The organism is Streptomyces sp. NBC_00390 (assembly GCF_036057275.1).
GTDB lineage: Bacteria > Actinomycetota > Actinomycetes > Streptomycetales > Streptomycetaceae > Streptomyces.
Genome location: NZ_CP107945.1, coordinates 2,583,846 through 2,600,639 on the forward strand (window position 1 = coordinate 2,583,846; position 16,794 = coordinate 2,600,639).

General features: G+C 70.4%; 15 protein-coding genes. 2 read left to right on the forward strand and 13 right to left on the reverse strand.

From position 1 onward, the window contains the following. Positions 1–162: 162 nt before the first annotated feature. Positions 163–1,794, reverse strand: coding sequence for a citramalate synthase (cimA, locus tag OHS70_RS10660; protein ID WP_328396071.1), 1,632 nt, complete (start codon positions 1,792–1,794; stop codon positions 163–165). Between the two features lie 488 nt (positions 1,795–2,282). Between cimA and OHS70_RS10665 the strand changes: the two genes are divergently transcribed. Next, complete coding sequence (locus OHS70_RS10665) at positions 2,283–3,086, forward strand: hypothetical protein (RefSeq protein ID WP_328396073.1); 804 nt, start codon at positions 2,283–2,285, stop codon at positions 3,084–3,086. On the opposite strand, the gene OHS70_RS10670 is transcribed toward OHS70_RS10665, so the two are convergent. From OHS70_RS10670 to ureA, 4 genes are all read right to left on the reverse strand, one after another. Continuing rightward, the gene (locus OHS70_RS10670; RefSeq protein WP_328396075.1) at positions 3,058–3,663 is read right to left on the reverse strand and encodes a TetR/AcrR family transcriptional regulator; all 606 of its coding nucleotides are present in this window, start codon (positions 3,661–3,663) and stop codon (positions 3,058–3,060) included. The genes OHS70_RS10665 and OHS70_RS10670 overlap by 29 nt on opposite strands. A 537-nt stretch (positions 3,664–4,200) precedes the next feature. Continuing rightward, a complete protein-coding gene (locus OHS70_RS10675) occupies positions 4,201–5,223 on the reverse strand; it encodes an agmatine deiminase family protein (RefSeq protein ID WP_328396077.1) in 1,023 nt (340 codons plus the stop codon). Between the two features lie 26 nt (positions 5,224–5,249). After that, a complete protein-coding gene (locus OHS70_RS10680) occupies positions 5,250–6,932 on the reverse strand; it encodes an urease subunit alpha (protein WP_328396079.1) in 1,683 nt (560 codons plus the stop codon). Further along, positions 6,932–7,618, reverse strand: a complete 687-nt coding sequence (gene ureA / locus OHS70_RS10685; RefSeq protein ID WP_328396081.1) for an urease subunit gamma — start codon at positions 7,616–7,618, stop codon at positions 6,932–6,934. Before ureA ends, OHS70_RS10680 begins: the two co-directional genes overlap by 1 nt. A 167-nt stretch (positions 7,619–7,785) precedes the next feature. Here ureA and OHS70_RS10690 point away from each other — a divergent pair, with 167 nt between their 5' ends. Continuing rightward, positions 7,786–9,207: a cytosine permease gene (locus OHS70_RS10690; RefSeq protein WP_328396083.1), complete on the forward strand. Its 1,422-nt coding sequence runs from the start codon at positions 7,786–7,788 to the stop codon at positions 9,205–9,207. Positions 9,208–9,213: 6 nt separating this feature from the next. Here OHS70_RS10690 and OHS70_RS10695 read toward each other — a convergent pair whose 3' ends face one another. The 8 genes from OHS70_RS10695 to OHS70_RS10730 form a co-directional block, all read right to left on the reverse strand. Beyond that, entirely contained in the window at positions 9,214–10,326 is a 1,113-nt protein-coding gene (locus OHS70_RS10695) for a branched-chain amino acid aminotransferase (RefSeq protein WP_328396085.1), read from the reverse strand. Between the two features lie 259 nt (positions 10,327–10,585). Next, on the reverse strand, positions 10,586–11,629 hold the full coding sequence (locus tag OHS70_RS10700) for a 3-isopropylmalate dehydrogenase (protein ID WP_328396087.1): 1,044 nt from the start codon (positions 11,627–11,629) through the stop codon (positions 10,586–10,588). Positions 11,630–12,019: 390 nt separating this feature from the next. Next, positions 12,020–12,148, reverse strand: a complete 129-nt coding sequence (locus OHS70_RS10705; RefSeq protein WP_328396089.1) for a hypothetical protein — start codon at positions 12,146–12,148, stop codon at positions 12,020–12,022. 236 nt (positions 12,149–12,384) lie between these two features. After that, positions 12,385–12,930, reverse strand: coding sequence for a GNAT family N-acetyltransferase (locus OHS70_RS10710; RefSeq protein ID WP_328396091.1), 546 nt, complete (start codon positions 12,928–12,930; stop codon positions 12,385–12,387). 101 nt (positions 12,931–13,031) lie between these two features. Beyond that, the gene (locus tag OHS70_RS10715) at positions 13,032–13,469 is read right to left on the reverse strand and encodes a hypothetical protein (protein WP_328396093.1); all 438 of its coding nucleotides are present in this window, start codon (positions 13,467–13,469) and stop codon (positions 13,032–13,034) included. Between the two features lie 42 nt (positions 13,470–13,511). Next, positions 13,512–13,751, reverse strand: coding sequence for a hypothetical protein (locus OHS70_RS10720; protein ID WP_328396095.1), 240 nt, complete (start codon positions 13,749–13,751; stop codon positions 13,512–13,514). 127 nt (positions 13,752–13,878) lie between these two features. Beyond that, positions 13,879–15,510, reverse strand: a complete 1,632-nt coding sequence (gene pruA / locus OHS70_RS10725; protein WP_328396097.1) for an L-glutamate gamma-semialdehyde dehydrogenase — start codon at positions 15,508–15,510, stop codon at positions 13,879–13,881. A gap of 257 nt (positions 15,511–15,767) precedes the next feature. Beyond that, the gene (locus tag OHS70_RS10730; RefSeq protein ID WP_328396099.1) at positions 15,768–16,694 is read right to left on the reverse strand and encodes a proline dehydrogenase family protein; all 927 of its coding nucleotides are present in this window, start codon (positions 16,692–16,694) and stop codon (positions 15,768–15,770) included. Positions 16,695–16,794 lie beyond the last annotated feature (100 nt).

Genomic DNA, 16,794 nt, shown 5'->3' on the forward strand with positions numbered 1-16,794 from the left:
GCGCGGCCGTGTCGGCCGACCTACCGATCAGCCGTGTCGACAAGCCGCGGACCCATGCGTCTCGTCCGTCGGCTCGACCAGTCCGTCGGCTCGACCAGTCCGTCGGCTCGACCAGTCCGTCGGCTCGACCAGTCCGTCGGCTCGACCAGTCCGTCGGCTCGACTAGTCCGTCGGCTCGACGCCGGCGCGCAGCAGGCCGTAGGTGTACGCGTCCTCGAGGGCTTGCCAGGAGGCGGCGATCACGTTCTCCGCGACGCCGACCGTGGACCATTCGCCACTGCCGTCGCCCGTGGTGATCAGGACGCGGGTCGTGGACTCGCTGCCGTGGCGGCCTTCGAGGATACGGACCTTGTAGTCGACCAGCTCCAGCTTGGCGAGCTGGGGGTAGAAACGCTCCAGGCCCACCCGCATCGCGCGGTCCAGCGCGTTGACCGGGCCGTTGCCCTCCGCGGTGGCGACGATGCGCTCGCCCTTGACCCACAGCTTCACCGTGGCCTCGTTGGCGTGCGTGCCGTCCGGGCGGTCCTCGACGATCGCGCGCCAGGACTCGGTGCGGAAGTAGCGGCGGGGCCGTCCCTCGGCCTCCTCGCGCAGCAGCAGCTCGAACGACGCGTCGGCGGCCTCGTACGTGTAGCCCCTGAGCTCGCGCTCCTTGACACGCTCGACGACCCGGCCGACCAGCTCTCGATCGCCGCCCAGGTCGATGCCGAGCTCCTTGCCCTTGAGCTCGATGGACGCGCGCCCGGCCATGTCGGAGACGAGCATCCGCATGGTGTTGCCGACCTGCTCGGGGTCGATGTGCTGATAGAGGTCGGGGTCGACCTTGATCGCGGACGCGTGCAGTCCGGCCTTGTGGGCGAAGGCGGAAACTCCCACGTACGGCTGATGCGTGGAGGGCGTGAGGTTGACGACCTCGGCGATCGCGTGCGAGATCCGGGTCATCTCCTGCAGGGAGCCCTCCGGCAGGACCTTCCTGCCGTACTTGAGCTCGAGCGCGGCGACGACCGGGAAGAGGTTGGCGTTGCCGACCCGCTCGCCGTAGCCGTTGGCGGTGCACTGGACGTGGGTGGCGCCCGCGTCGACGGCCGCGAGCGTGTTGGCAACGGCACAGCCCGTGTCGTCCTGGGCATGGATGCCCAGGCGCGCTCCGGTGTCGGCCAGGACCGTGGAGACGACGGCCTGGACCTGGGCGGGCAGCATGCCGCCGTTGGTGTCGCAGAGGATGACGACCTCGGCTCCGGCCTCGGCCGCGGCACGGACGACGGCTTTGGCGTATTCGGGGTTGGCGCGGTAGCCGTCGAAGAAGTGCTCGCAGTCGACGAACACCCGGCGGCCCTGTTCGCACAGGTGGGAGACGGTGTCACGGACCATCTCCAGGTTCTCTTCCAGCGTCGTGCGCAGGGCGAGCTCGACATGCCGGTCGTGCGACTTGGCGACCAGCGTGATCACCGGGGCGCCCGCGTCGAGGAGTGCTTTGACCTGCGGATCCTCGGCGGCCCTGGCACCGGGCCGACGGGTGGCGCCGAACGCGACGAGCTGTGCGTTCCGGAAGGTGATCTCCTGCTGGGCGCGGGCGAAGAATTCCGTGTCCCTGGGGTTGGCGCCCGGCCAGCCGCCCTCGATGAAGCCCACGCCGAACTCGTCCAGGTGCCGGGCGATCGTCAGCTTGTCCGCGACCGTGAGGTTGATGCCCTCGCGCTGTGCACCGTCACGCAGCGTCGTGTCGAAGACATGGAAGCTGTCATCGACACGAGAACCGCCGCCGGTCTGCGTGTCCGTGGCCTTGGTGGTCATGGCTGTCTTGACTCCTGTCGGATGAGTGGCTCCGGAAGTTCTGGCTCCACTTGCCCCCATCTTCGCGCGGTTCGCCTGTGGCCTGGGTCGGGCCGTAAAACGAAAAAACCCCTCGCGGGTGCGAGAGGTCTGCGCGCGGGTCTGGGGCACGGTGCCGCTGCCGCGAGGGGATACGTCCACGGTTCAGCGGTCACTGCGGACCGGCGCGCTGCTGCCGATAATCATGGCGAACGAGAGCACATCGGCAGTCTGCCACAGGTGCGCGCCCATCTGGACATCGGTCTCAGGATGCGGGCAGCGCGGGCCGCCGCACACCCGCCCGCGAAGGCAGCCGGGGTGCGCACCCGATCGGCGGGCAGGAGAACCCCGGACGCCGGTGGTATGGGAACGAGGTGAACTCACCACCGCCCGGCGGACCTCCGACCGGCCCTCCGACACAGCCGCCCGCCCGCGAGCCCGCACGCCGGCTGCCCCGTCGACGCCTTGCCGTGATCATCGGTGCGGCGGTGCTCGGCCTCGGGCTCGTGTCGGCCGCTCTGACGCGCGTCGGCGGCCCGGACGACTCCGACACCGCCGGCAGCATCGCCCGCTCCCCTTCACCGACCGGTTCGGCGGCCGACGGGGCGGCAGCCCGGCGGCTGGCCTCCAGGGTGGCTCTGACCCCTGCGGACTGGGGGCCCGGCTTCATCCGGAGCACGCGGTACGAGACCGCCCCGGTGGCCGAGTCCGTGGTCCTGTTGACCTGCGAGTGGTCCAGCCGCGCTGTCCGGGCGGGCACGGTGGCCTCCGTCTCGAGGAGCGTCCACGAGGTCGCGTCCGGTCTCTCGGCGACGTCCGAGGTGCGCGTGTTCGACGACGAGGACACGGCGCAGACGTATGTGACCGACGTGCGGGACGGCATCCGCCGCTGTCCGGCGCAGCACCGCGACCGTGAGCGCTGGGTGGACGTACGCACGACGCCGTCCCCACAGGTACCCGGCTTCGACGAGATCGTCGCCGAGGAGGGCAGACAGGTCGCCGCCGAGGACGGGACGCGGACGGACCGTGTCTACGTCCTCCTCACCGCGCGCGCGGACGCGACGGTGCTCACCGCGAGCGCCGGCGGGCAGACGGATGCGCTGAGGAAGATCCGCGAGCAAGCGGCCGACGGGCTCAGGAAGATGCAGAAGCGGCTGGCCCAGGGGCCGGGCGCGATCGCCATGCGCCCGGCACGGCCGTCGCCCTCGGGGCGGGGCCAGGGCCCCCTTCCGGGGGATGGGGGCGTCAACCCGGGAGCAAGCCGTCCGCGATGAACTCCCGCACGTGGGCGAGAACCTGGGCCCGGCCCGTGCCCGGTACCCCGACCGCGACATGAACGCTGAATCCGTCGAGCAGGGCCCGCAGCCTGGCTGCGAAGCGGTCCGGGTCCACGGACCGGAACTCCCCGCGTGAGACGCCCTCGGCCAGCAGCGCCACGAGGTCACGGTGCCACGCGCCCTCGATGGCGGCCTGGCGGTTCCGGGCGTCGTCGTCCGCGTTCTGCGACCGGTTCCAGACCTCGAGCCAGAGCGTCCAGTGCGGGTCGCGCGGCCCGTCGGGGACGTACAGACCGACGTACGCCTCGAGCCGCTCGTGCGCCGGTGCCTGGCGGGAGAGCAGCGCGCTGCGCTCCGCGCCGAGGCGGCCCTCGCTCCACTCCAGTGTCTGGAGCAGCAGCTCGTCCTTGGTGCGGAAGTAGTAGAGCAGATGACCGCTGCTCATACCGACCTCACGCCCGAGCCCGGCCATGGTCAGCCCGTCGAGCCCGCGCTCGGCGATCGTGTCCATGGCTGCGGCGAGCAGCGCCTCACGGGGCGGGGCGACATTGCGACGTCGGGCCGCGGGGGTCATGCGGCGGCCTCCGGGGGCGGTGGTTTCACTCGTACGTTCTACCTGATGTGCGGCGGCCGTCGTCGGTGATGCTCCAACCTGCCTCGGACATCTCCTTGCGCAGGGCGCGTACCGCCTCGTGGACGCGTCGCGGTCCGCCGGCGCCGCGTTCGCGGAGACGTTCGACTCCAGGCGCCCGATCCCGCAGACCTCCGCGACGACGAGGTGCACGTCGGGCTCGGGGAGCCGGGCATGGCCGAAGGCTGTCAACGCCCGCCGCGCCCCCCTCCAGGGGACATCGGACCGTCGGCCGCCGCGCCCGGACTGCCGGAACTCCACCGAGACTTTCCGGTCAGGCCTCTGTCCCGCAGGCCGAAACGGGTGCATGCTGTGCGCACCTCGCCCGGGGAGCCGGAACCCGGGCGCTGCCTGCCGACCCTCCCGGCTCCCCACGGGAGGGCCGACAATCTGCCCACGGCCGGGACGAGGCCGGCCACTGCTGTCGGTGCCCATCCCCGCAGGGGAACCACGTGGTGCACCCGGGCGGGCCGGCTGCCGTCACACGGCGCCCACCCTCGGCTGCTGCTGTGTGATGCAGTGAATGCCTCCCCCGCCTGCGAAGATCGCCCGCGCGTCGACCAGCGTCACCGTCCGCCCGGGGTACAGCCGACGGAAGATGCCCGCCGCGATCTCGTCGCGAGGGTCGTCGAAGGCGCACAGGACCACACCACCGTTGCAGACGTAGTGGTTGATGTACGAGTAGTCGACCCACTCGCCGTCCTCGTCGCGCAGCACCGTCGGCGCCGGGACCTCGACCACCTCCAGACGGCGGCCTTTCGCGTCCGTCCGGGACGCGAGGAGCTCGACGTTCGCCTTGCAGAGCTCGTGGTCGGGGTGGGACGGGTCGGGCTGGGTGTGGGCGACCACGACGCCCGGGCCGGCGAAGGCGGCGACGATGTCGACATGGCCCCGGGTGCCGTACATGCCGTAGTCGCCGCTCAGGCCGCGCGGCAGCCAGATCGCCTTTGTCGTGCCGAGGCGCGCGTGGATCTCGGCCTCGACCTCCTGGCGGCTCCAGCCGGGGTTGCGTTCGGGCCCGAGCTGGACCGTGTCGGTGAGCAGGACCGTGCCCTCGCCGTCGACGTGGATCGCGCCGCCCTCGTTGACCAGCGGTGACGGGTGGACCGGGACCCCGGCGAGGTCGGCGACATGGCGGGCGATCTTCTCGTCGTGATCCCAGCGCGCCCAGTCCGCCGCCCCCCAGCCGTTGAACACCCAGTCCACGGCGGCCAGTTGCAGGCCGTCGGTGACGAAGGTGGGGCCGATGTCGCGCATCCACGCGTCGTCCAGGTCCCGCTCGACGACGTCGGTGTCCGCTCCGAGGAGTGCGCGCGCGGAGTCCGACTGCCCGGTGCCCACGACCATCGTCACGGGCTCGAAGCGGCGTACGGCACGAGCGACGCAGGCCCACGCGTGACGGGCCTCGGCCAGTTCCGCCTCGTCCGTGAATGTGGGGTTGGGGCCGGGCCAGGCCATCCAGGTGCGCTCGTGCGGGGACCACTCGGGCGGCATACGGAACATGTATCAGTCCTCGGGTCTGTTTCGGTCTACAAGAAGTAGAGGCGGTTGAGGGAGACCGAGTCGGCGGGCTCGGAGCGCAGCGGGTCGCCGTCGAGGGTGACCAGGCCCGTGCGGCCGTCCACCGAGACGTCGCCGATGCGGGAGTTGAGCAGCAGATCGCCCGGTCCGATGCCCCGCGTACCGCGTACGGCCACCCGGCGCCGCCGGGTCGGCATCCGGTCGGAGCCGAGATCGACGGCGGCCTGCGCCACGAAGGCGACGGAGATGTCGGCCGGGGTGGCGCCGTACGCGCCGAACTGCGGGCCGAGCACCAGCGGTTCGCAGGTGTCGGTCGCGGCGTTCGGGTCGCCCACGACCCCGTACGCAGGGAAGCCCGATTTCAGCACCAGTTGCGGCTTGGCGCCGAAGAACTCCGGCCGCCACAGCACGATGTCGGCCATCTTGCCCACCTCGATGGAGCCGATCTCGTGCGCGAGGCCGTGGGCGATGGCGGGGTTGACGGTCAGCTTGGCCATGTAGCGCAGGACCCGCGCGTTGTCGTCGTGCGCTCCGTCGCCTTCCATGGGGCCGCGTTCGGCCTTCATCTTTCCGGCCATGGCGAAGGTACGGCGTACGGTCTCGCCGGCGCGGCCCATGCCCTGGGCGTCGGACGAGGTGATGCCGATCGCCCCGAGGTCGTGCAGGACGTCCTCCGCGCCCATCGTCCCGGCCCTGATCCGGTCGCGGGCCATGGCGGCGTCGCCGGGCAGGTCGGTCTTGAGGTCGTGGACGGAGACGATCATGCCGTAGTGCTCGGCGACCGCGTCCCGCCCGAAGGGCAGGGTGGGGTTGGTGGAGGAGCCGATGACGTTCGGCACTCCCGCCATCTTCAGCACGTTCGGTACGTGTCCGCCGCCGCAGCCCTCGATGTGGAAGGCGTGGATCGTACGGCCATCGAGGACGCGCAGGGTGTCCTCGACGGAGAGACACTCGTTCAGGCCGTCGCTGTGCAGCGCCACTTGGACGTCGTGGTCCTCGGCGACGCGCAGCGCCGTGTCCAGCGCCCGGGTGTGCGCGCCCATGTCCTCGTGGACCTTGAAGCCGGATGCCCCTCCCTCGGCCAGCGCTTCGACGAGCGGGGCCGGGTCGGAGGACGAACCGCGGCCCAGGAAGCCGATGTTGACGGGCCAGGCGTCGAAGGCGTTGAAGGCGTGCCTCAGCGCCCAGGGCGAGTTGACGCCGACGCCCCACACCGGGCCGAACTCCTGGCCGATGACGGTGGTGACGCCGGAGGCCAGCGAGGCCTCCATGATGCGGGGCGACAGCAGATGGACGTGGGTGTCGACGGCGCCCGCGGTCGCGATCAGTCCCTCGCCGGAGACGATGGACGTGCCCGTGCCGACGACGACGTCCACGCCGTCGAGGGTGTCCGGGTTGCCGGCCCGCCCGATCGCGTGGATGCGGCCTTCACGGATGCCGACGGAGACCTTGCGGATGCCCTGAACGGCGTCGATGACAAGGACGTTGCTGATGACGACGTCGCAGGTCTCGCGTACGGCCGCGGCCTTGAGGTGCAGCCCGTCACGGGCGGTCTTGCCGAAGCCGGCCAGGAACTCGTCGCCCGGCTTCTGCGCGTCCGACTCGACGCGGACGACGAGTCCCGAGTCACCGAGCACGACGCGGTCGCCGGCGCGGGGGCCGTGCACGGATGCGTATTCGTACGGGTCCATCAGTTCTCCTCCGCTCCGAGATAGCCGCAGGCCGCTGCCCTGCGCAGGGCCTCCTCCCGCGCGCCGGGCGCATCCAGCGGGCCGTCGACCAGGCCCGCGAAGCCGATGGCGACACGGTCGCCGCCGATCGGCAGCAGTCCGACCTCGGCCTCACCGCCAGGGTCGAAGCGGACCGAGGAGCCGGCCGGGACGGCGAGCCGCATGCCGTACGCCGCGGCCCGGTCGAAGCGGAGCCGCGGGTTGGCCTCGAAGAAGTGGAAGTGCGAGGTGACGCTGACGGGCACGGTGGCGGTGTTGTTCACGCTCAGCGTGAGTGCCGGTTCGAGCTCGTCGTGGCCGGGCCCCGGCAGCAGCGCGCCCGGCGCGTGGGCGCCGAGTGTGCCGCCACCGATCGGGTCGCAGACGACGGCGAGCCGTGACCCGTCGTCGAAGACGGCCTCGACATGCACTTCGGTGACGACGTCGGCCACGCCCGGGAGCACGTCGTCGGGGCCGAGCACCGCACGGGCGGCGGCGATGGCCTCGGCGAGGCGCCGTCCGTCGCGGGCCGCCTCGCAGACGGTGTCCGCGATCAGCGCGGTCGCCTCGGGCACGTTGAGCCGCAGGCCGCGGGCCCGGCGTGCCCGCGCCAGCTCGGCTGCACCGAACAGCAGCAACCGGTCGCGTTCGGTCGGGGTCAGTCGCACGTCACCACACCTCCTGATTTGAGCAGCACTCTAACAACAGCAACAGTTTGACCGAAAGCCTTTGCGCTACATCAATTACACCCATTGACTTGGGTCGAGTTTTGACCCACATTGAACAGCACTCAATTAGAGCATCACTCAAACAGTCGAGCGTCAGGGGCAGCCTCATGCCGATGGAACAGCGCGGAGTCGACACCGTCCCCGAGGTGGAGCGCACCAGCACTCCGCGCGATCTCGTCTCGATCCTGCTCGGGTCGAACCTCTGTCTGGGGGTGATCGTCTTCGGGTGGCTCCCGGTCTCCTTCGGACTGGGACTGTGGCCCTCGCTCACCTCGGTCGTCGCCGGCACAGTGGTGGGCGTCGTGGTCACCGCGCCGCTCGCCCTCGTGTCACTGCGCACGGCGACCAATCTGTCCACGTCCAGCGGCGCCGCCTTCGGCGTGCGCGGCCGGCTCATCGGTTCGGTCGTCGGTCTGCTGCTCTCACTCGGCTACACCGCGCTGACGCTGTGGATCGGCGGGGACGTGATGATCGGGACGCTGGCGCGCATCGCCGGGCTGCCGACCGGCGGCCTCGCCCACACCTTCGTCTACGCCCTGCTCGCCGCCTGCACCGTGGTCGGCGCGGTGTACGGCTACCGGCTGCTGCTGCGCCTGAGCAAGGTGCTCGCGGTCGGTATGACCGGGCTGCTGCTGCTCGGTGTGATCGCCTACGCCCCTGACTTCACCACGGCCGCCTTGCCCGACACCCCGTATCTGCTCGGCTCCTTCTGGCCGACCTGGGGGCTGTCCGCCGTCGCCGCGGGCTTGAGCGGTCCGATCGCCTTCATCACGCTGCTCGGCGACTACACGCGCTACATCTCGCCGCAGCACCACAGTCCGCGGCGCGTGCTGCGCGCCACCGCCGCGGGGCTGGTCGCGGGCCTGCTCGTCCCCCAGCTCTTCGGTACGTTCACCGCGCTCGCGGCCCGCGCCTCGCCGGACTACGCGGGTCCGCTGGTCGCCGCCTCCCCCACCTGGTACCTGGTCCCCCTGCTGATCACCGCGGCCGCGGGCTCGGTGGGCAACGCGGGCCTGATGCTGTACTCGATGGGCCTGGACCTGGACGCGATCCTGCCGCGTGCCACACGCACCCGGGCCACCCTCGTCGTCGCCGTCGTCGCGACCGCGTTCGTCTTCCTCGGCCACTTCGTCTGGGACGCACAGTCGGCGATGACGTCGTTCGTGCTGCTGCTGACGGCGGTCGGCACACCATGGGCGGTGATCACACTGATCGAGCATGTGCGCTGCGGCGGCACGTACGACGCGGACGCCCTGCAGGTCTACAACCGCCGGGCGCGCGGCGGCGTCTACTGGTTCCGCGCGGGCTGGCACCCGCGCGCAGCCGGGTCCTGGGCGCTGGGCGCGGCGGTGGGTCTGAGTGCCGTCTCCACCCCGCTGTACGAGGGCCCGCTGCTCCCGCTGACGGGCGGCCTGGACTGCAGCTTCGTCCTGTCGGGGGTGGTGGGCGGTGCGGTGTACGTGGCCCTGGGCACCCGCAGGGCGAAGGCCCCGCAGCCTGCCTTTCAGGCTGCGGGGCCCGGGGTCTGAACCGTCCTACACGTCCCGGCCCAGCTGGTGGGTCCAGCCGTGGACGTCCTTCGCCTTGCCCGTCTGGATGTCCAGCAGCGCCTCGCGCAGCTTCAGCGTGACCTCGCCCGGCTGACCGTCCGACTGCTTCCACTCGCCGCTCGCGGACTTGACCAGGCCGACCGGTGTGATGACCGCGGCCGTACCGCAGGCGAACACCTCGGTGAGCGAACCGTTCGCGGTGTCCTCGCGCCACTGGTCGATGGAGATCCGGCCCTCCTCGGACTTGTAGCCGAGGTCCTCTGCGAGCTGGAGGAGCGAGTCACGGGTGATGCCGGCCAGCAGGGAGCCGGTGAGCTCGGGCGTGACGATCCGCTGTGCCCCGTCCTCCTGGCCGTACACGAAGTACAGGTTCATGCCGCCCAGTTCCTCGACCCACTTGTGCTCCACGGCGTCGAGGTAGGCGACCTGGTCGCAGCCCTTCGCGGCGGCCTCTGCCTGGGCGAGCAGGGACGCGGCGTAGTTGCCGCCGGTCTTGGCGTCGCCCATGCCGCCGGGGACGGCGCGCACGCGGTCCTCGGAGAGCCAGATGGAGACCGGCTTGACCCCGCCGGGGAAGTAGGCACCGGCGGGCGAGGCGATGACGATGAAGAGGTACTCGTTGGCGGGGCGCACGCCCAGACCGACCTCGGTCGCGATCATGAACGGACGCAGGTAGAGCGACTCCTCGCCGCCGTGCGCCGGAACCCACGCCCTGTCCTGCTGGACCAGCGCGTCACAGGCGGCGATGAAGGTCTCGACCGGCAGCTCGGGCATGGCGAGGCGCCGGGCGGACGCCTGGAAGCGCTTGGCGTTGGCCTCGGGGCGGAACGTGGCCACCGAGCCGTCGGGGTGGCGGTACGCCTTGAGGCCTTCGAAGATCTCCTGCGCGTAGTGCAGGGTCATGTTGGCGGGGTCGATCGACAGCGGCGCGTACGGGACGAGCTCGGCGTCGTGCCAGCCACGCCCTTCGGTCCACTTGATCGTGACCATGTGGTCGGTGAAGTAGCGGCCGAATCCGGGGCTGGCCAGGATCGCCTCGCGCTCCGCGTCGGACAGCGGGTGCGAGGAGGGCTTGAGCTCGATCGAGGGCGTCGTCATGAGTGCAGTGTCCTTCACCGGTTGTTGTGACGGACCGCGCTCACGCCGCAGCTGATGCTTGGACGTCCGAGTTCTCCCGCGCGACACGGCCCACGTCCGATTATCGCGCGCGCAAAACCTTGGGGGGAACGGTGTGAGTACGGCCCTGGATTGATGGTGGCACCCGGAGGCCGCACAGGAGAAGCCGCCGGGCGCTGAAGCGACCCGGCGGCGACTGGGGGTGCAGGGGCGAAGCCCCGATGGAATGCAGTCGGTCGGGTCAGCTCGCTACGCGTACCGCGAGCGCGTCGCCGATCTGGTCCGTCGTACGGACGGTGGCACCGTCGCGCTCCGCGAGGTCGGCGGAGACGGCCCCCTCGATGCGCACGGCCTCGGCCTCGAAGCCGAGGTGACGCAGCAGGAGGGCGACGGAGAGGATCGTGGCCGTCGGGTCGGCCTTGCCCGTGCCCGCGATGTCGGGCGCGGAGCCGTGGACGGGCTCGAACATGGACGGGAACGTGCCCGTCGGGTTGATGTTGCCGGACGCGGCCAGGCCGATACCGCCGGTCACGGCAGCGGCGAGGTCGGTGAGGATGTCGCCGAAGAGGTTGTCGGTGACGATGACGTCGAAGCGCTCCGGCTGGGTGACGAAGAAGATCGTCGCGGCATCGACATGCAGGTAGTCGGTGGTGACCTCGGGGTACTCCTGGCCGACCCTGTCGAAGATGTTCTTCCACATGTGGCCGGCGTAGACGAGGACGTTGTTCTTGTGGACCAGCGTCAGCTTCTTGCGGGGACGGGCGTTGGCGCGCTCGTACGCGTCACGGACGACGCGCTCCACGCCGAACGCGGTGTTGACGCTGACCTCGGTGGCGACCTCGTGCTCCGTACCCGTGCGCAGCGAACCGCCGTTGCCCGTGTACGGGCCCTCGGTGCCCTCGCGCACCACGACGAAGTCGATGTCGGGGCGGCCGGCCAGCGGGGTCGCGGTGTTGGGGAACAGCTTCGACGGACGCAGGTTGACGTAGTGGTCGAAGGCGAAGCGGAGCTTCAGCAGCAGGCCGCGCTCCAGCACACCCGACGGTACCGACGGGTCGCCGATGGCGCCGAGCAGGATCGCGTCGTGGTTCTTGAGGGAGTCGAGCTCCGCGTCCGGGAGGGTCTCACCGGTGCGGTGCCAGCGCTGGGCGCCGAGGTCGTACTCCTTGGTCTCCAGCTTCACATCCTGCGGGAGGACGGCGGCAAGGACCTTCAGGCCCTGAGCCACGACCTCCTGGCCGATGCCGTCACCGGGGATCACTGCGAGATTGATGCTGCGAGACATGTCGGCACCCTACTCCGCGTCCCACCCCATGACATCCGACGTCCACCATGTGGACGTGCGGCGTGTCGCCCAGCCGACGGCCCGCAGCGGGGGCGGAAGTTACTGACCAGTTCGGCGTCATTGCTGACACCCCGGACCTCGGCATCCCCCCACAGCTCGTGCGCGGCATGAGCATGCGCGGATCTTTACGGCTTCGGGCTTGGTGAAGGACAGCCTCGAGAGCAATGTCCCTGGCCACGACGCCGGCTTCTCGTTCCTCGAGATGGAGACGGAGGCCGGCGCGAGCCCGAAGCTCAAGATCTCCGCGCCTGCCGGGAACGGCAGGCGCATCGACCACTTCGAGGGAGCGAGGGGCGTGACGGCGCGTGGGCGGCGGGCTCGGCCCGTCGCTCAGTGGCCCGTCTCGCCGCCGTTGTCCCTGCGGTCGAGGGCTCGCTGCAGGGCGGCGGCGGCGTTCTTGCGGTCGGACTCGTTGCTGCGGGAAGAGTGTCGGACTCGGCGGACGGTCTCAGCGGGCATGGTGATCGACTCCTTGGAGATCACGAGAGATTTCGAAGGTGCCGGAAGGGGCGGGGAGCGGTGCCGCAGGGGTTGCCTGCATGGGGCACGGGCTCGCAGCCGCCATTCGCTGGATCGAGCGAGACGTTCGGCTTCTACAAAGCTAAGTCAGCTACACGCTTCTGTCTCCACAATTACTCGGACTTCCTACTATCTGAGACGCGATCTTGGACGGGGGTGTGCCGGGACCGACCGCCTCAGAGCACGTCGCCGTCGCGCCAGTCGAACAGCAGCGCGCCGAAGGCCGGGGCCGGAAGGGGACGGTCCGCCGCCGGGCGCAGGCAGGTGGAGGTCTCCTCGTCCGGGAGGTGTACCACCCCGTCGGGGCTCAGCGCCTCGATCCGGCCGCTCCACAGCTGCCAGCCCCGGGCGCGGTACAGCGCGGCGCCGTCGTCCGAGGCCGACAGGGCGCCGAGGTCGTACGCGCCGTCGATCACCGACTCCAGCGCCGCCATCACCCGGCCGCCCAGGCCCTGGCGACGGCGGTCGGCGCGGACACCGACGGCCTCGACGTATCCGACGCGGTACGAGCGCCCCGCGTGCAGCAGCCGGCGCATGATGACGCTGCCGTGGGCGGCGAGACCGCCCCGGTCGCGTACGCAGGCGTGGATGCCGCCGAGGCCGTGGGTCCAGTCCTCCTCGCCGAAGTCCCCGTGGAAGGCGGTGTCGAGCAGGGACCGGATCTCGGCGAGTGAGTCGTCGGACAGCTGGTACGTGTGCGCCGTGCGCAGCGTGTCACTCATGGCGCAACTCTCGCAGGCACCGCACGCGTCAGGTACCGAGCCGGTGGCCGCGCAGGAACCGACTGTCGGAAAACCGTCCCTGGAAGGGGAGTTGGCGCCGTTCACCGTCCGGGTCGCGCCGAGCGCCGCCGGCCCGCACCGAGCCGGACGGCGCGCACATACGCCTCAGGGACGGCGGGTGCGCACAGCTCCACTTCGTCCGGCACGAAGGGCGCGATCTCGTGCTGCGGATACCCGAGCAGATCGATGCCGTCCCAGGCGAACGGCGTCACGCACGGGCCTCGGGGCGGGTCCTCGATCCGGGCCACTTCGATGAACTCGAGCCCGCCCGTGTGCGGTTCCTCGAGCGCTCCCCACATCAGCACCCTGACGCCGTCGAACTCCCCGGAGCACGCCCAAGCCGTGCCGCAGACCCAGCCCGGGCGCACGTCACAGAGCGTGGACAAGGCCCATTGCGCCTGCTGCTCCCCCATGCCGAAGCTCAGCGTCCCCGCACCGTGCGGCAGCAACAGGCGCGGTCCCGGGAGGAGTTCGAACACCCGGGGAGTATGGCACGGTGGGACGAAGAGGCAGGAGTTCCGTCAGGCCGAGGTCGTCTCCTCCAGCCGGCGCGCGGCTCCGTCCACCCACCGGGTGAACTCCTCGCGGTGATGCGCCTCGCCCCCGCACAAGGCGGCGACCTGCGCGTCGGTGATCCGGTTCGGGCCCGCCATGTCCAGCAGCCGGTGCAGCTCGCGCATGACGGAGGCGAGCCGCTGGGCGTCGGGGTGATCGATCACGTCGACCCCGTGGCCGGGGCCGAGAGTCGTGGAACCAGGCATGTCGTCCCTCCTGACCTCGTCCCCCCTTCCAGCAGCGTAAGCCCGCCGGACGTGAGCCGCCCCCGGCCGGTCTGGGGGGACCGGCAGGGGGCGGTGATCACGGACGGGGCTCCGCCCCGGGCGGGCGTCAGCCCATGTGGGGGTAGCCGTAGTCGGTCGGAGCGACCAGCGTCTCCTTGATCGCGCGGGTCAGCGTCCAGCGCATCAGGTTCTGCGGAGCGCCCGCCTTGTCGTTCGTACCGGACGCGCGGCCGCCGCCGAAGGGCTGCTGGCCGACGACGGCTCCGGTCGACTTGTCGTTGATGTAGAAGTTGCCCGCGGCGTAGCGGAGCTTCTCCATCGCGTCGGCCGCGGCGGCACGGTCACCGGCGATGATCGAGCCCGTCAGCGCGTATGCCGACACGGACTCCATCTGCGCCAGCATCTCGTCGTACTTCTCGTCCTCGTAGACGTGCACGGCGAGGATGGGGCCGAAGTACTCGGTCGTGAAGACCTCGTTCGAAGCGTCGGAGCACTCGATGACGGTCGGGCGGACGAAGTAGCCGACCGAGTCGTCGTAGCTGCCGCCCGCGACGACGGTGCAGGTCGCATCTTCCTTCGCGCGGTCGATCGCGGCCTTGTTCTTGGCGAAGGCACGCTCGTCGATGACGGCGCCGATGAAGTTCGTCAGGTCGGTGACGTCACCCATCCTGATGCCGTCGACCTCGGCCGCGAACTCCTCCTTGAAGCCCGAGTTCCAGATCGAGGCCGGGATGTACGCACGCGAGGACGCGGAGCACTTCTGACCCTGGAACTCGAAGGAGCCGCGGGTCAGCGCGGTCTTCAGGACGGCGCGGTCGGCGCTCGGGTGGGCGACGACGAAGTCCTTGCCGCCCGTCTCACCGACGATGCGCGGGTAGGAGCGGTACTTCTCGATGTTGTTGCCGACCGTCTTCCAGAGGTGCTGGAAGGTCTTGGTCGATCCGGTGAAGTGGATACCGGCCAGGTCGCGGTGGTTCAGGGCCACCTCGGAGACCGCGATGCCGTCGCCGGTCACCAGGTTGATGACGCCCTTGGGCAGGCCGGCCTCCTCGAGGAGCTGCATCAGCAGCACGGCGGCGTGGGTCTGCGTCGGGGACGGCTTCCAGACCACCACGTTGCCCATGAGGGCGGGGGCGGTGGGAAGGTTGCCCGCGATGGCGGTGAAGTTGAAGGGGGTGATCGCGTAGACGAAGCCCTCGAGCGGGCGGTGGTCGAGGCGGTTCCACACGCCCGGGGAGTTCGCCGGCGGCTGCTCGGCCAGGATCTGGCGGGCGTAGGCGACGTTGAAGCGCCAGAAGTCGACAAGCTCACAGGGGGTGTCGATCTCGGCCTGCTGCGCGGTCTTCGACTGGCCCAGCATGGTGGAGGCGGCCAGCGTCTCGCGCCACGGGCCGGCCAGCAGCTCGGCGGCGCGCAGGATGATCGCGGCGCGGTCGTCGAAGGCCATCGCGCGCCACGCCGGGGCGGCGGCGAGCGCGGCGTCGATCGCGTCCTGGGCGTCCTGCTGCGTGGCGCCCGCGAAGGTGCCGATGACGGCCCGGTGGTTGTGCGGCTGTACGACGTCGACGCGCTCGCCGCCGCCCATGCGCTTCACACCGTTGATGGTCATCGGGAGGTCGATGGGGTTCTCGGCCAGCTCCTTGAGCTTGGCCTCGAGGCGGAGGCGCTCCGCCGAACCGGGGGCGTAGCCGTGCACCGGCTCGTTGACGGGAGCGGGGACCTGGGTCACAGCGTCCATGAGTTACCTCTTCCGAGTGAATCCCTGACTTCAGCTGAGTGGAACTGAAGTGGTGGCTTACGTTGAGCAGCGGTCAGGGCTTGACCGTCACGAGCTTGCTTCGGCGGGTGGGTGAGAAGCGCCCGGGGGCGCAGTCACGAGTTCCGTATTTCCTTGTCCGACGGCGGAACGCAACCGGGCCCGGCTCATCCGGCCGAAGAGCGGTGGCTGTCGTCATCCAGGATGCGCCTGAACACCTGGGGGACGACAACCGTCGCTCAGCCCTTGGTGATCATCGAGCGGACGAAGAACAGCAGGTTGGCCGGCTTCTCCGCGAGGCGCCGCATGAAGTAGCCGTACCAGTCGGTGCCGTACGCGGTGTAGACGCGCATCCGGTGCCCCTCGGCGGCGAGCCGGACGTGCTCGTCGCCGCGGATCCCGTACAGCATCTGGAACTCGTACTCGTCCAGCTTGCGGCCCGCACTGCGGGCGAGCTCCTGCGTGATGGCGATCAGGCGCGGGTCGTGGGACCCGATCATCGGGTACCCCTCACCCTCCATGAGGATCTTGAGGATGCGGACGTACGCCTGGTCGATCTCGGACTTGTCCTGGTACGCGACGGAGGCGGGCTCCTTGTACGCGCCCTTGACGATACGGACCCGGCTGCCGTTCGCGGCGAGGCGGCGGGCGTCCTCCTCGGTGCGGAACAGGTAGGCCTGGATGACGCATCCGGTCTGCGGGAAGTCCTTCCGCAGCTCCTCGTGGATGGCGAACATCGAGTCGAGGGTGGTGTGGTCCTCGGCGTCCAGGGTGACCGTGGTACCGATCGCGGCGGCGGCCTCCACGACCGGGCGGACATTGGCGAGCGCCAGCTCGTGTCCGCCCTCCAGGCACTGGCCGAACATCGACAGCTTGACGGACATCTCGGCCTTGGTGCCGAAACCGAGGCCCTTGAGGTGCTCGATCAGCTCGAGGTAGGCGTCGCGCGCGGCAGTGGCCTGCTCGCGGGTCGTGATGTCCTCGCCGACCACGTCCAGCGTGACCTCGAGCCCCTTGCCGACCGTCTCCTCGACGATCGGGACGACCTGGTCGACCGTCTCGCCGGCGATGAACCGGGCGACGACCTGCTTGGTCCCCGGAGCGGCCGAGACGAAACGGCGCATCTTGTCGCTGCGGGACGCGGCGAGGATCACGGGAGCCAGCACGGGGCACCTCCACGAAGCAGATTGAAGGAGGCCGGAACCGAACGAGACGGGAACGGCACGAAGAACCACCGTGAAACCTAAGGATCGCTCCGATCCTCGG

What these genes read in the sequence shown, in the direction of transcription:
- OHS70_RS10710 (WP_328396091.1), bottom strand. Translation starts at nt 12,930, where the DNA reads ATGAGTGACACGCTGCGCACGGCGCACACGTACCAGCTGTCCGACGAC.
- cimA (WP_328396071.1), bottom strand. Translation starts at nt 1,794, where the DNA reads ATGACCACCAAGGCCACGGACACGCAGACCGGCGGCGGTTCTCGTGTC.
- OHS70_RS10690 (WP_328396083.1), top strand. Translation starts at nt 7,786, where the DNA reads ATGCCGATGGAACAGCGCGGAGTCGACACCGTCCCCGAGGTGGAGCGC.
- OHS70_RS10680 (WP_328396079.1), bottom strand. Translation starts at nt 6,932, where the DNA reads ATGGACCCGTACGAATACGCATCCGTGCACGGCCCCCGCGCCGGCGAC.
- OHS70_RS10720 (WP_328396095.1), bottom strand. Translation starts at nt 13,751, where the DNA reads ATGCCTGGTTCCACGACTCTCGGCCCCGGCCACGGGGTCGACGTGATC.
- OHS70_RS10675 (WP_328396077.1), bottom strand. Translation starts at nt 5,223, where the DNA reads ATGTTCCGTATGCCGCCCGAGTGGTCCCCGCACGAGCGCACCTGGATG.
- OHS70_RS10700 (WP_328396087.1), bottom strand. Translation starts at nt 11,629, where the DNA reads ATGTCTCGCAGCATCAATCTCGCAGTGATCCCCGGTGACGGCATCGGC.
- OHS70_RS10705 (WP_328396089.1), bottom strand. Translation starts at nt 12,148, where the DNA reads ATGCCCGCTGAGACCGTCCGCCGAGTCCGACACTCTTCCCGCAGCAAC.
- pruA (WP_328396097.1), bottom strand. Translation starts at nt 15,510, where the DNA reads ATGGACGCTGTGACCCAGGTCCCCGCTCCCGTCAACGAGCCGGTGCAC.
- OHS70_RS10670 (WP_328396075.1), bottom strand. Translation starts at nt 3,663, where the DNA reads ATGACCCCCGCGGCCCGACGTCGCAATGTCGCCCCGCCCCGTGAGGCG.
- OHS70_RS10695 (WP_328396085.1), bottom strand. Translation starts at nt 10,326, where the DNA reads ATGACGACGCCCTCGATCGAGCTCAAGCCCTCCTCGCACCCGCTGTCC.